This is a genomic window from Crocosphaera chwakensis CCY0110 (genome assembly GCF_000169335.1).
GTDB classification, from domain to species: domain Bacteria; phylum Cyanobacteriota; class Cyanobacteriia; order Cyanobacteriales; family Microcystaceae; genus Crocosphaera; species Crocosphaera chwakensis.
In genome coordinates this window covers 1-13,193 of the sequence record NZ_AAXW01000029.1, presented here as the reverse complement: position 1 = coordinate 13,193, position 13,193 = coordinate 1, and the positions used below count along the sequence as shown (strand labels likewise).

Genomic DNA, 13,193 nt, shown 5'->3' with positions numbered 1-13,193 from the left:
ATGGATAATGATAGAGCATTACAAGAATTTCAAACAGCAATTGATCGAAATGAAAATGAAAATTCTGATTTAATCAAATTAGGATTATACTTGTTAGAATCAGGAGATTTTGAGCAAAGATGGCAAGTAACAAAACTATTTCCAAAATTGGGAGAGAAGATTATTGATCCTTTATTAGTGATTTTAGAAAATGAAAGTATAGAAGTTGAATGTCGTTGGTTTATTGCTCGTATTTTATCAGAGTTTAATGATATAAAAATAATTATTTCTTTTACTCGATTGTTACAAACAATTGAAGAAGAAGAACTTTTAAATATACTAACAGAAGGATTAGGGAAAATAGGAATTTATGCTATAAATAGTTTAGAAATATTATTACAAAAAGATGAATCTTCGAGATTATTAGCTGTTAAAGCATTAGCACAAATTCGTCATTCAGATACTATCAAAGCTTTGCTAAAAGTTATTGATGATCCTAGTCCAGAAATTCGAGCGATCGCCTTAGAATGTTTAGGAAGTTTTCACCAAAAAAAACTTATTCCTATCTTCATTAAAGCGTTAACTGATCCTGTTTCTACTGTTCGTAAAGAAGCTGTTATTGCTTTGGGAATGCAATCAGAACTAATAAAAAAATCCAATATTATTCAACATCTAAAGCCTTTACTTTATGACATAAATATAGATATTTGTCAACAAACTTCTCTAAGTTTAGGGCGCATTAAAAGCGATGAAGCGATAGAAGAATTAGGGATTCTTCTTAACAAAGAAAAAACTCCTATAAAACTAAAAAAAACAGTTATTCAAGCATTAATTTGGACAGAATCCCCTAAAGCATTAACTTATTTAAAACAAGCCTTATTTACTGAAAATCTAGAAGTTTGCCAAATTATCATTAATTTATTAGGAACCCAAAAAAGTGAACCCATTAGACACCAAGTTAGTCAAATTTTAGTCAATTTTTTATCATCTAATTGCCTTGTTAGTCAAGAGCTAAAAATTAAACAAGCGGTAGCCGTTTCTTTAGGAGAATTAGGGGGTGAAACAGCCATAACTTGCCTTCAAAAACTAGCAAATGACCCTAATAAATCTGTGAAATTACACGCGATCGCAGGATTTAAAAAAGCAGTGAACAATATTAGCTATTAATGACTTTCTTTAACCTGACATCTTGCACCAGAACAAATAAAGTTAATAATGATCAGAAAGTAATCAATTATGATGAATAAGTTAGCGTTAAAAGAAAATAATATTGCCTCCCTAAACTAGCTCACGTAATCGAAGGTGCAAGGTATGAGTAACCTGATGAATAGCAGACAGTAGTGGACTGTTTCAGCTAATTTAGTGTATTATACCAAATCCGCTTATTTTAGTAGAGTAACGTTTTTTCTCCCTGCTCCCTACTCCCTGCTCCCTGCTCCGAAAGTTAATACTATACTATCTAAAGCGGATCTAGTATTAGATCCCGAATCGTCATACTCCTCAAAAACGTGATAGAGATTCTTTAGCTTGACTCTGGCAGACTCGGACAAGGTAAAATAACAAAGAATTAGTAAATTTAGGAGTCTAGGAAAGTTATGTCAGGAGTTGCTATTGCTGCGTTTGCTGGATATATTGTTATCTTTACAGCGATCGCCCTTGGATTATATTTCGGTCTTCGTACCGCCAAAATTATTTAATCTAGATAGGGGTTAAGGTACAATTCTCCTTAACCCCTTTGGTTATAGCTATTACACAGTTGGTTGAACTTCTAATGATTGATTCGTTTTCACAGTTTCTACATCATCTACCCAGTAAACACAAATAGCAGCTAAGAGAATAGAAACGCCTCCTAAAACCACTACTAATAAGCGATTATTATCCAGAAAGTAATCCATAATTGATCCTAAACCCAAAGCTGCAATAATTTGGGGGATGACAATAAAGGCATTAAACAATCCCATATATAACCCCATATTTTTATTAGGAATGACATGGGATAACATTGAGTAAGGAATAGCTAAGGTACTTGACCAGGCAATACCAAACCCAACCATAGAAAATAAAGCGTAAATTGGTCGATCAACCCATAATAAACTGATTAATCCCAAGCCACCACAGATTAAACACAGAGAATGGGTCATTTTTCTTCCGAGTCTGGCTGTTAGATTGGGCAATATCCAAGAAAATAGAAAACAGACTCCATTATAAACAGCGATACAAATACCAGCCCATTCGATGCCTTCGGTGTACAGAGTTGAATTTTCTTCTACAGCACCAAAAATATTATGAGCTACCGCCGGGGGAAAGTAGAGAAACATACAAAAGATGCCTAGCCAGGTGAAAAACTGCACTAGGGCTAATTGTTTCATGGTTTTGGGAGTAGCTTTGATTAAATCGACAATTTCCCCTAATTTGTCCCCTGCATCTTTACTTTCATTAGCCTGTCGCATGGCTTTTAAATTTTGAGGAGGTTTCTCTTCTGTAGTAAACACCGTCCACAACACAGTAAATAAAAAGACAGCAGCCCCGATATAAAATGACACCTTAACTGTTAAAGGAACACCCTCCGCTTCACTGGTGCTATTACTGAACCCAAAAACATGGGTTAATATCCAAGGGGAAACCGAAGCAACCACAGCCCCAAAGCCAATAAAGAAGGTTTGCATCGAAAACCCTTGCGTGTGCTGTCTTTCAGGTAATAAATCAGCAATAAAAGCCCGAAACGGTTCCATACTAATGTTAACGGAAGTGTCTAAAATCCACAGTAACCCTGCGGCCATCCATAATGTGGATGAGTTGGGCATTAATACTAAAGCAATGGAACTTAAGATAGCACCGACGAGGAAATAAGGTCGTCTTCTTCCTAATGGTCCCCAAGTGCGATCGCTCATATAACCGATAATCGGTTGAGCAATTAAACCACTCACAGGGGCAGCTAACCATAATAAGGGAATTTGTTCGGGACTAGCTCCTAAATATTCATAGATAGCACTGGTATTGGCCATTTGTAAAGCCCAACCATATTGAATACCAAAAAAGCCAAAACTCATATTCCATAATTCAAAAAAGTTTCGGGTTCTATTGGGTTTTTTTTCTGTAGTCATTGCATTTTTTAAACTAACAACAAGCTGGCTATTAGTGTGTTTAATAGCTCTGTATAATTGCGAGAGTAAATTAACCAAAAAATCTAATTTTATTTATGTTGTAATTATTTTCTTTAAAGTATTAGTCCAAGGCTTAAAAATTTTGGTTTTTTTTACTCTCAACAAAACCTAAATACGCCAATTAAGCAAAGTCTAAATCATCAAATTCGGCTTTTAAATCTCTTGCCATCAACTCTTTAACTGCTTCTTGAGGGGTTGTTTTTCCATTAAGAAGGCGATAGACTTGGCGAGAGATTGGAATTGCTATTCTATATTTTCTTGCTAACTCTACTAGCACATTAGCGGTGTTAACCCCTTCTGCGGTACTCTTTAATTCTTCTAAAACTTGCTCTAAAGTTTTCCCTTCTGATAAACCATAACCCACTCGATAATTACGGGACAAAGGACTATCACAAGTCGCGATTAAATCACCTAAACCTGATAGTCCAAAAAAAGTTTCTGGAGAGGCTCCCATTTCATTGCCAATACGAATCATTTCAGGTAAAGCACGGGTTAGTAGAGCCGATTTTGCATTAGTTCCTAACTGTAACCCATCGCAAACTCCAGAGGCAATGGCCATAACATTTTTCAGGGTTCCTCCTAATTCTGTGCCGATGGGATCGTTATTAAAATAAACTCGAAAAATATCAGAAGAGAAGATTTCTTGCGCTTGACCAGCAGCTACTGTATCATCACTGGCAACTACAGTTGCAGCCGGCAATCCTTTGTCGATTTCTTTTGATAAATTGGGACCAGATAAGACGACAACGGGATGATTAGGAAAACTTTTTTGCCAGATTTGTGAAGCAGTAAGGATACTTTTTGTTTCTAATCCTTTGGTAGCACTAATAAAGATAGTTTTTTCAGGAATGTTTAAAGCTAGCAATTTTTCGACGGTTGGTCGAACTCCTTTCATCGAAACAGCCGAAAGAATTACGTCTGCTTCTTTAATAACCGAAGCTAAAGATTCACTGCTACTTCTTGACCAAATTCGGACGTTATTTTGCTCGTTATATTCTGCTAATTTGGCTAATGCTTTTCCCCATAATCCTGCTCCAATAATGGTTAAGTTTGTGGTTTGATTGCTCATTCTTTTATCTTTATGGATATGTTGTTGACTAATAAACTATTTTGACTTTGCTTTAAGGCTCTTTTTTAAAGTCTTTTTAACTCTTGATGTTAATTTACATCTAATATTACGTTTATCATTATAGACAATGTTAAATTTTTTGTAAATTAATCTTTATTACTTGACAATTTCTCTAAATGTCATCCACATAGTATAATCTTCTATGTATGAGGGTCAAACTTCGGTAATTTTAACTTTTAAACCATCACGAGGACGGGGACTAGGAATGGTGATCATTTCTAAATCTTGGTCGGGTAAAAGTTGCCAATGACAGTTATGGACTAAAACACTGGCAAAGATTTTCATTTCTAATCTAGCAAATTCTTTCCCTAAGCATTCTCGTAATCCCCCACCAAAAGGAATATAACCAAAATTTTTCTGTTTATCTGCCATATTTTCAGGAGAAAATCGTTCAGGGTCAAAAGTTTGATAATCAGGAAAAATATCGCTTTCTTTATGGGTTTGAGCAATTTGATATTGCACTGTCCAATCTTTAGGAATGCGATATCCTTGAAATTCAAATTCTTCAATCACTTTTCTAAATCCGCCACCTACTGGTGGAATGAATCTTAAAACTTCTTTTAAAACCTCTTCTAAGTAGGTCATCTCTTTTAATTTTTCAGAGGTTATGTCTTCAGTAATGTTGAGGTTTTCTTGTTCTGTTCTTACCTTTTCCAAAATATTAGGATGTTGCGCCATTAATAAAACAAAAGAAGAAAGTGACGAAGTCAATGTTTCGTGACCAGCAAATAAAAGTAACAGAATTTGGTCTTTTAATTCTTCTATTGTCAGACTATTTCCTTCTTCATCTTTTGCCTCTAATAAAATACCAAGGGCATCATTTTGATGTTTGGGTTGTTGTTGTCTATTAATAATAATTGTTTCGATTTCTTGTAATAGTTTTGCCCGACATTTTAACGCTTTACCAAAGTTTGTCCAAGGTAAATTAATGGGTAACGTAAATAATCCTTGACACCAGGTTTCAAAATCACTTGCTAACTTGGTCTGAGAAGCATTATCAATGCTAATTAAGAGGCTACAAGCAACATCAAAGGTATATTTTCTTAATTCAGGATACCAGGTTAGCTCTTTTGTTTGTAACCATTTTTCTACATATTGTTGCGTTATTTCAGTCATTTTCGGAATATAACTATTCAAAGCTCTCGGTTGAAATGCTTGGGCTAATAATTTCCGTCTAGAGGTGTGAAAATTACCATCTTTAACAGCTAAAGATAATTTTCCTAAAAGAACTCTGGTACTTTTTGGCCAAGTTGAAACAACATATTTATTTTCATTACGGAATAAAAATTGATTCGCTTCAGCCCCAATCATGGTAACAGTATCATTGCCAAAGATATTGGTTTTATAAATTTGACCATATTTACTTTTTTTCTTCTTGGCAAAGTCAGGATCAAATAAAAAGCTAAGGGTTTCGCCAATAAAAGGTAATCCTGTTTCTCCAGGGGGCAAGGATACAGATTTTTGACTTTCTATATTTGTCATTTTTTGATCAAAATTATAAATTAATTTACTTTTATTATAAAAGAAAAAAATGAGCATTTTAAGTTATCTTAATTAGAAAGAAATAAATAAAAGTATTTATTTAAAATCATTGTTTTTAACTCTTCCTAGTGTAAATTTCCCAGAAAACTCAAATCCATCATTTCTAACCATTTCTCTAACCTTATTTTTGCGAGATTCTCCGAGGGTTTGCCTATTATTTTCACAGTGTGCTTTTTCTACTTGTAGTAAAAATTCGATATTATCAGTTGCTTGTTGTAATTTTTCTTGTAATTTTTTCCTATTAGCAATTATTTTACTCAACCTACACTTTAAACTAATAGACTCTTTTGATTTTGCTTTTAAGACTTTTTTAATGTTTTTTTTACTCTTGATGTTAATTTACATTTAATATCATTTTTATCATTATAGACAATGTTAAGTTATCTGTAAATTAATCTGTATTCTTTGACAGTTTATCTAAATGTTTTCTACATAGCCTAGCCTTATATTTAGTTAGGTTGAGAATTTTCGATATTTTTTATATCTTCCAGTATGACTTGATATTCTTCCTCGCTCATGGGCAGATCATTGTGAAGACTATCAATAAATCGTTTTAGTGCTTTAACCAATAGTGTCTCAATTTTTGATGTGTACATTCTATCTTCAATTAATTGTGGACCGTATAGAGATTGTAGTTGTTTATATTCAGACTTATAATATTGGAAAACGTTCAAATCAAATGATGACGCTGTTCCTTTTGCCACTCGGTTTTTGTTCAATAATTTTGATATCTCTAGCTATAGTCCAAATCCCTGCAGCGCATAATGCACCTATAACAAAGGGAGCTAATACACCTGTCAAAGCTGTTCCAAGGCTTATGGAAGAAACGATGGCTAAAGTGCCTAAACCAACTGTCAATGTAGCGGCAACGGCGATTGCAGATGAATATATGGATTCACCCCTCAATAAGAGTGCACTTGACGCACTAATAGCTGTAATCGCTGAAGCTGACCAGTGTTTCCCTCTGTTAAATTGTTCTAGTATAGTCTTTGTTTGATTTAGAACCTCAAGGCAAAAAAACTGGTACTTAATGTAAACTTGTTTATCGTATAATCGTTTGTGATGAGTTAGGCACATTTGTGTTCAGATTGATTCTTACATTATTTAAGAAATATAACTTGCAGTATAAAACAAAAAGGGGCAATTTTGCCCCTTAAAATTAACTAAGAAAAAGGTCTTTAAACGACACTAAAGACAACGACAAATCCTAATACAGCCCCAAAAATAATCAAGGCATAGAATTGGGCACGACCATTTTCTAGGTACTTTAAACCTTCTCCACTAACTAAAGTAGCTAAACCAGTCAAATTAACCGCGCCATCAATGACACGGTAATCCACTTCCATAATTTGACGGGCTAAACGACGACATCCCATCACAAAGACATTGTAATAAAAATCATCGAAATACCACTTATTGAGGGAGAATTTATACAACGCTGGAAACTTATCTGCGATCGCTTTAGGATCAATTTTGTGCTGTAAATACATCAAGGATGCAATAGTAATCCCAATCAAAGCAATACCCACAGAATTCCCGGCCATAATACCAAACTCGGTCCAGTCAAAGTGAGAAACCTCTTCTATCATCTCACCAGGGGCGTGTATAAAGCCCTCAAAGGTATTATCCCAGGGTTTACCCAATAACCCGATGACCGTTGAAGGAATGGCTAAAATCAGCAAGGGTAGGGTCATGGTTAAAGGAGACTCATGGGGAGAGTCACTATGGCCATGTTCGTCGTGACCGTGATCTTCGCTATCATGGTCTAATTCTTTCACATCCATCGCCCCAGGCCCAAATACAGGGGCTGCGGCCATCGATAACTCAGTCCGGATGTCCATATCATTACCTCTAAACTCTCCTTCAAAGGTCATAAAATACATACGGAACATATAAAAAGCGGTTAAACCGGCAGTAAACCAGCCCACAAACCATAATAGAGGGTTTGCTTCAAAGGCCAGACCTAAAATTTCGTCTTTTGACCAGAAACCAGCAAAGGGAGGAATCCCACAAATAGCTAAAGTCCCTACTAAAAACGCTAAAGAGGTGAGGGGCATATATTTCCGTAATCCCCCCATTAAACGCATATCCTGTGCCAATACGGGGTCATGACCGACAACCCCTTCCATTCCGTGAATCACAGACCCAGAACAGAGGAATAACATGGCTTTAAAGTACGCATGGGTCATTAGGTGAAATAGTCCGGCGGTATAAGCACCGATACCCATAGCCATTACCATATAACCCAGTTGGGAAATGGTTGAGTAAGCTAAACCCTTTTTTATGTCGTTTTGGGTTAAGGCGATAGTTGCCCCTAAAAAGGAGGTAACGGCCCCAGTCCAAGCGATGATAGTCATGGCTGTAGGGATATGTTCAAACACAGGATACATCCGCGCCACCAAGAAGACACCGGCTGCTACCATTGTTGCAGCATGAATCAAAGCAGAAATGGGGGTAGGGCCTTCCATCGCGTCTGGTAGCCACACATGGAGGGGAAATTGTGCGGATTTAGCAACGGGTCCGAGGAACACTAAGACAGCGAATAAGCCGGCTAACGCAGGGGCTATCATTCCTGAAGAAACTAAGTTTTCTAAACGTTCCCCCATGAGATCAAATTCAAAGGTTCCGGTAGCCCAGTAAATGCCTAACATTCCCAGGAGTAGGCCAAAGTCACCCACACGGTTGGTTACAAAGGCTTTTTGGCAAGCATCGGCGGCCGCTTTGCGATCAAACCAAAAACCGATGAGGAGGTAAGAACACATCCCCACCAGTTCCCAGAAGATATAGACTTGCACTAGGTTGGGACTAATCACTAATCCCAACATGGAGGCACTAAAGATACTTAAATAGGCATAAAAGCGCACATAACCTGGATCATGAGCCATGTAGCCGTCAGTGTACACCATCACTAAAAAGGCCACGGTGGTGACAATAACACACATTAAGGCACTAAGATGATCCAAGGTATAACCCATTTGTAGATGGAAAGTGCCGGCTGCAGCCCATTCAATCATACGGGTATAGTCTTCATGACCCTGAATTTGACTCCACAACAGGGCAAAGGATAACACCATCGACGCACCTAGCAAGGAGATAATAAACACTGCATTGGCTTGTCTAAGGCGGTTTGTCGCTTGATTAAAGGAAATTAAACCTAAGCCCACCACCATTGCCCCCAACAGGGGCAACACGGGGATAAGCCAGGCATATTGATAAAGGGGTTCCATAGGGTAATGCCTAAGTGATTTGTTCTCTACTTAGTTGATAACGCTAACTTTATAGTTATAGACTTTTTTTAAGGAATTTTTCAATTCTAGTTATTTCAGACATTGTACGGAGTTTAGTCTAATAGAAACAGTTTTTTTTTACATTGATAAAAATTCAATTCTGGGTATTAAGGGATCTTTGACTAAACCAATCCCTTGAAAATCCCATCGTTGTAAAATGGCTTTTAATTGGTTTCCTGAAGTGGATTCTACAATAAAGCGATCGCTTACATCTGAACTATGAGTATTGAGATAACTCAGAGCTTCAAAATTTTCTGGGAATACCAATAAATAGCTAACCGGTCTTTCATCTTCCCCTTTATTAATTCGAGCAACTAAATATTTTCCATCTACTTTTGAACGAACAATATAATAAATTTGTGAGAGCATTTTTATTTTATTTTAGATTTTCTAATTTAATGCGAGGATCAACGGCTTTTAATAATAAATCCGCTAATAAATTACCCACGATTAACATAGTAGCACCCATCGTTAAACTTCCCATCACTAAGTATAAATCCTGTGCTGTTACAGCTTGTAAAACCAGTCTTCCTAAGCCTGGCCAATTAAAGAAAAATTCAGCAATAAAAGCACCTCCTAATAAACTAGCAAATTCAAATCCTAATAGGGTAATTAAAGGGTTAACTGCATTGCGTAAAGCATGGACATAAATCACTTTATCTTCTGGCAGTCCTTTTGCCCTAGCGGTTTGGATATAATCTTGTCTCATTACGTCTAACATTTGCCCTCGCATTAAGCGCATTAATCCAGCGAAACTGGTAACACTTAAGGCAATAGTGGGTAAGATCATATGCCAGCCAATATCTAATATTTTACCAATGGGAGATAATTCTGCATAGTTTAAACTGGTCATATTTCCTACAGGTAATAAGGGGGATAAATATTGCGCTAAAATCAATAAAACTAAGGCAGTAATAAAACTAGGAAATCCTTGTCCTAAATAACTAATTACCCTTAATATTTTATCTGTCCAACTACTTTGTTTAACTGCACTTAAAATGCCTAACGGGATGGCGATCAACCAAGTTAGAATAATAGAAGAAACAGCTAATAACAAGGTGGCGGGTATTCTTTCAGCCAGTAAAGAGGCAACGGAACGATTATAAACAAAGCTAGTGCCAAAATCTAATTCAGTCACCACTTGTACCAACCATCGCCAATACTGAATATACCAAGGTTGATCTAAGCCAAATTGCTGTGTTAACTGGTTTATGGTTTCTTCTGCAATTTTAGGGTTTTGTTTTAAGGTATCTAAGTAACTTCCTGGAGCTATTTGAATAATAACAAAACTAAGAATTGATGCTAATAATATAGTTAATAATCCTTGTAAAACTCGTTTGATAATATATAGAATTGTTTCAGCATCAAAAAAGTTTGCTAATTTATTTAGAGGTTTATTTTTTTTAGGAGATACAGTTTGAGTCATGATAATTATCAAAGATACTTCTATTTGTTATTTCAACAAGAGTGATTAGGATTAGTAATAATTATTTTGACGATAATAATTTCCTAGTGCTAATTGAACAATTCCAAAACTGAAAAATAAAGATAGGAAAATAGTTCCTAGAGAATGGAAAATTTTAATTAAACAGTTGGTAAAATATTCGTTATTAAGCAAGTGATTCATTTTTAGTATTCAACTAAAGTAATAATAGGAAGATTAGGCAACTTTTTACGACCTTGTAATCCTTTTAATTCAATAATAAAAGCAAATCCTAATACATTACAACCAATTTTTTCTAATAAATCTGCTGTTGCTTTAGCGGTTCCTCCTGTTGCCATTAAATCATCTACAATTAAAACACTGTGGTGATTTTCTAGGGCATCTTGATGGATTTCTAAACTATCTGTACCATATTCTAATTCATATTCTACCTGATGGACAGCAGCCGGCAATTTACCCGGTTTTCTCACAGGTATAAACCCTGCATTTAATTGATAAGCTAAAGGAACCCCAAACAAAAATCCACGGGACTCCATTCCTACAATATAATCAGGGGATAAATTAGCTGCTTGACATTTTTCCATTAAGGTATCGATGGTGTAGCGTAACCCATCAGCATTGCTGAGTAAGGTGGTAATATCTCGAAAGACAATACCCGGTTTAGGAAAGTCAGGAATATCACGAATTAACCCTTTAAGATCCATTTATTCTCCTTCATAAGATGTCTCTATCGATTATATATTAGTTTCTCCTATCGTGTCGTTGATTATGTTTAATGAGGTTTAATTAATTTTATGCGTCTAATGATTCAACCGTTTACTGTTCATAAACGTTTTCCTTTAACTATTAGTCGGGGTACAACTGCCAGCAATACTAATTTATGGGTAAAAATAGAGTCAGAAGGAATAGAAGGATGGGGAGAAGCTTCTCCTTTTTCTATTGTTAAAGGAAATAAATTAAATAGTGAACAATTACAACAGGAGTTAACAAAAATTATTCCTATTTTAGAAAAATTCAATCCCTTACAAAGACAAGAAATAGAAACGGTTTTATTAGAAAATAATCTTAACTCTTCTCTTCGAGCAGCTATTGATACTGCTTTATATGATTGGTTAGGAAAAAAGGTCAATTTACCTCTATGGAAACTGTGGGGATTAAAAGGCGATCGCTTGTTTCCTATTTCTGTTACTATTGGAATTAGTTCCCCAGAAAAAGCAGTTGAAAGAGTAAGAAATTGGCTTAATTTTATGGAAGTAAACCTATTAAAAATTAAGTTAGGGTCTCCAGAGGGAATAGAAGCCGATAAAGCCATGATTTTAGCTATTCGTAAAGAAACACCTTATATTCCTTTAACGGTAGATGCTAATGGAGGATGGACATTAAAAGAGGCGATTAATATGAGTGATTGGTTAGAAAAACAAAATGTTAAATATATAGAACAACCTTTAAATGTAGGAGATGAAGGGAATTTAACAGTATTATATGAGCGATCGCCTTTACCTATTTTTGTCGACGAAAGTTGTTTTAATAGTCAGGATATCATCAAATTTTCTCCTTATATTCATGGTATTAATATTAAACTGATGAAAGCAGGTGGATTAAGTGAAGTTATGCGAATGATTTCTATCGCCAAAGCCTGTAAGTTACAAGTAATGTATGGTTGTTATTCTGATAGTAGTTTAGCAAATACTGCCATGACTCATCTTGCTACTTATGCTGATTATTTAGACTTAGATAGTCACTTAAACCTGATTGATGATCCTTTTCAAGGAGTAACCTTAAAAGAAGGAAAATTAATGCTTAATCATTTACCAGGATTAGGGGTAAAATAGAATTAGTAGTCAAAATTTAAAGATGAATTAATTGAGTTGACTAACCTCTTTGATCTGTAAGTCATCTACAAAAAAAGTATTGATTATAACGATTTAGCAAAAAGTGAAAATGATTGAATTATACCCTGTGAATTTTCGATTTTATGGTTCTTTGAATGACTTTTTACCCTCTCAACAAAAACAACAAACTTTGACTCATTGGGTAAAAGGAAATCCCTCAATTAAAGATACAATTGAAGCGGTTGGCATTCCTCATCCTGAAGTTGAGCTAATATTAAATAATGGTAATAGTGTAGGTTTTTCTTATGGGGTAGAAGAAGAGGATTATTTTAGTGTATATCCTCATTTTTTTTCGTTACCTATCAACCCAGAAACATTACGAAAAACTTTAGATAAAAAACGATTTGTTTTAGATGTTCATTTAGGAAAACTAGCTAAGCAGATGAGATTATTAGGTTTTGATGTGCTTTATGAAAATAATTATTCTGATGAAAGCTTAGCAGACATTTCTCATCAACAAAACCGTTATTTGTTGACTCGTGATATTGCTTTACTGAAACGTTCCAAAGTAATATATGGTTATTGGGTTCGGGGTAAAAACACTGAATCACAATTAATTGAAGTTTTAAATCGATTTCAATTATTCTCAGAAATTATTCCTTTTAAACGTTGTATGAGATGTAATGGTTTAATTACTCCAGTACATAAAGAGGAAATAAAAGAACAGTTAGAACCCTTGACAAAAGAACATTATGATGAATTCTATCAATGCACTAAATGTGAGCAAATTTATTGGAGAGGTTCCCATTATCCTAA

14 protein-coding genes are annotated in these 13,193 nt (G+C 35.2%); 5 read left to right on the top strand and 9 right to left on the bottom strand.

Annotated features, from left to right (window positions below):
- Both CY0110_RS16820 and petL read left to right on the top strand, forming a co-directional pair.
- Window positions 1-1,146: a HEAT repeat domain-containing protein gene (locus CY0110_RS16820; protein WP_008276700.1), complete on the top strand. Its 1,146-nt coding sequence runs from the start codon at window positions 1-3 to the stop codon at window positions 1,144-1,146.
- A 428-nt stretch (window positions 1,147-1,574) separates the two neighbouring features.
- The gene (gene petL, locus CY0110_RS16815) at window positions 1,575-1,676 is read left to right on the top strand and encodes a cytochrome b6-f complex subunit PetL (protein ID WP_008276699.1); all 102 of its coding nucleotides are present in this window, start codon (window positions 1,575-1,577) and stop codon (window positions 1,674-1,676) included.
- A 51-nt stretch (window positions 1,677-1,727) separates the two neighbouring features.
- Here petL and CY0110_RS16810 read toward each other — a convergent pair whose 3' ends face one another.
- The 5 genes from CY0110_RS16810 to CY0110_RS29995 form a co-directional block, all read right to left on the bottom strand.
- Entirely contained in the window at window positions 1,728-3,083 is a 1,356-nt protein-coding gene (locus CY0110_RS16810) for an MFS transporter (RefSeq protein ID WP_008276698.1), read from the bottom strand.
- 181 nt (window positions 3,084-3,264) lie between these two features.
- Window positions 3,265-4,212: an NAD(P)H-dependent glycerol-3-phosphate dehydrogenase gene (locus tag CY0110_RS16805; protein ID WP_008276697.1), complete on the bottom strand. Its 948-nt coding sequence runs from the start codon at window positions 4,210-4,212 to the stop codon at window positions 3,265-3,267.
- 213 nt (window positions 4,213-4,425) lie between these two features.
- Window positions 4,426-5,754 carry a cytochrome P450 gene (locus CY0110_RS16800; RefSeq protein ID WP_035799761.1) on the bottom strand — a complete coding sequence of 443 codons (1,329 nt, stop codon included), beginning with the start codon at window positions 5,752-5,754 and terminating at the stop codon, window positions 4,426-4,428.
- A gap of 96 nt (window positions 5,755-5,850) precedes the next feature.
- On the bottom strand, window positions 5,851-6,075 hold the full coding sequence (locus tag CY0110_RS16795; protein ID WP_008276695.1) for a hypothetical protein: 225 nt from the start codon (window positions 6,073-6,075) through the stop codon (window positions 5,851-5,853).
- Between the two features lie 188 nt (window positions 6,076-6,263).
- Window positions 6,264-6,410: a hypothetical protein gene (locus CY0110_RS29995; protein ID WP_157464596.1), complete on the bottom strand. Its 147-nt coding sequence runs from the start codon at window positions 6,408-6,410 to the stop codon at window positions 6,264-6,266.
- Window positions 6,411-6,427: 17 nt separating this feature from the next.
- On the opposite strand from CY0110_RS29995, the gene CY0110_RS16790 reads away from it, so the two are divergent.
- Complete coding sequence (locus CY0110_RS16790) at window positions 6,428-6,811, top strand: hypothetical protein (RefSeq protein WP_157464595.1); 384 nt, start codon at window positions 6,428-6,430, stop codon at window positions 6,809-6,811.
- Between the two features lie 181 nt (window positions 6,812-6,992).
- Here the strand turns inward: CY0110_RS16790 and CY0110_RS16785 are convergent, their stop codons facing one another.
- From CY0110_RS16785 to CY0110_RS16770, 4 genes are all read right to left on the bottom strand, one after another.
- Window positions 6,993-9,041 (bottom strand): NAD(P)H-quinone oxidoreductase subunit 5, encoded by a 2,049-nt coding sequence (locus tag CY0110_RS16785; protein ID WP_008276692.1) that lies wholly within the window; start codon window positions 9,039-9,041, stop codon window positions 6,993-6,995.
- A gap of 138 nt (window positions 9,042-9,179) precedes the next feature.
- On the bottom strand, window positions 9,180-9,470 hold the full coding sequence (locus CY0110_RS16780) for a hypothetical protein (protein ID WP_008276691.1): 291 nt from the start codon (window positions 9,468-9,470) through the stop codon (window positions 9,180-9,182).
- Window positions 9,471-9,477: 7 nt separating this feature from the next.
- Window positions 9,478-10,527 carry an ABC transporter permease gene (locus CY0110_RS16775; protein ID WP_008276690.1) on the bottom strand — a complete coding sequence of 350 codons (1,050 nt, stop codon included), beginning with the start codon at window positions 10,525-10,527 and terminating at the stop codon, window positions 9,478-9,480.
- Between the two features lie 203 nt (window positions 10,528-10,730).
- The gene (locus CY0110_RS16770; protein WP_008276689.1) at window positions 10,731-11,249 is read right to left on the bottom strand and encodes an adenine phosphoribosyltransferase; all 519 of its coding nucleotides are present in this window, start codon (window positions 11,247-11,249) and stop codon (window positions 10,731-10,733) included.
- A gap of 90 nt (window positions 11,250-11,339) precedes the next feature.
- Between CY0110_RS16770 and CY0110_RS16765 the strand changes: the two genes are divergently transcribed.
- Together CY0110_RS16765 and CY0110_RS16760 are read left to right on the top strand one after the other, a co-directional pair.
- The gene (locus tag CY0110_RS16765; RefSeq protein WP_035799748.1) at window positions 11,340-12,377 is read left to right on the top strand and encodes a dipeptide epimerase; all 1,038 of its coding nucleotides are present in this window, start codon (window positions 11,340-11,342) and stop codon (window positions 12,375-12,377) included.
- Between the two features lie 109 nt (window positions 12,378-12,486).
- Window positions 12,487-13,193 (top strand): Mut7-C RNAse domain-containing protein (locus CY0110_RS16760; protein ID WP_008276687.1); only part of this gene is annotated, 707 nt, incomplete at its 3' end.

Bases quoted from the DNA above. Each gene is read 5' to 3' on its own strand.
- CY0110_RS16785 (WP_008276692.1), bottom strand. From the start codon at position 9,041: ATGGAACCCCTTTATCAATATGCCTGGCTTATCCCCGTGTTGCCCCTG.
- CY0110_RS16810 (WP_008276698.1), bottom strand. From the start codon at position 3,083: ATGACTACAGAAAAAAAACCCAATAGAACCCGAAACTTTTTTGAATTA.
- CY0110_RS16805 (WP_008276697.1), bottom strand. From the start codon at position 4,212: ATGAGCAATCAAACCACAAACTTAACCATTATTGGAGCAGGATTATGG.
- CY0110_RS16775 (WP_008276690.1), bottom strand. From the start codon at position 10,527: ATGACTCAAACTGTATCTCCTAAAAAAAATAAACCTCTAAATAAATTA.
- CY0110_RS16780 (WP_008276691.1), bottom strand. From the start codon at position 9,470: ATGCTCTCACAAATTTATTATATTGTTCGTTCAAAAGTAGATGGAAAA.
- CY0110_RS16770 (WP_008276689.1), bottom strand. From the start codon at position 11,249: ATGGATCTTAAAGGGTTAATTCGTGATATTCCTGACTTTCCTAAACCG.
- CY0110_RS29995 (WP_157464596.1), bottom strand. From the start codon at position 6,410: ATGTACACATCAAAAATTGAGACACTATTGGTTAAAGCACTAAAACGA.
- CY0110_RS16800 (WP_035799761.1), bottom strand. From the start codon at position 5,754: ATGACAAATATAGAAAGTCAAAAATCTGTATCCTTGCCCCCTGGAGAA.
- CY0110_RS16765 (WP_035799748.1), top strand. From the start codon at position 11,340: ATGCGTCTAATGATTCAACCGTTTACTGTTCATAAACGTTTTCCTTTA.
- petL (WP_008276699.1), top strand. From the start codon at position 1,575: ATGTCAGGAGTTGCTATTGCTGCGTTTGCTGGATATATTGTTATCTTT.
- CY0110_RS16820 (WP_008276700.1), top strand. From the start codon at position 1: ATGGATAATGATAGAGCATTACAAGAATTTCAAACAGCAATTGATCGA.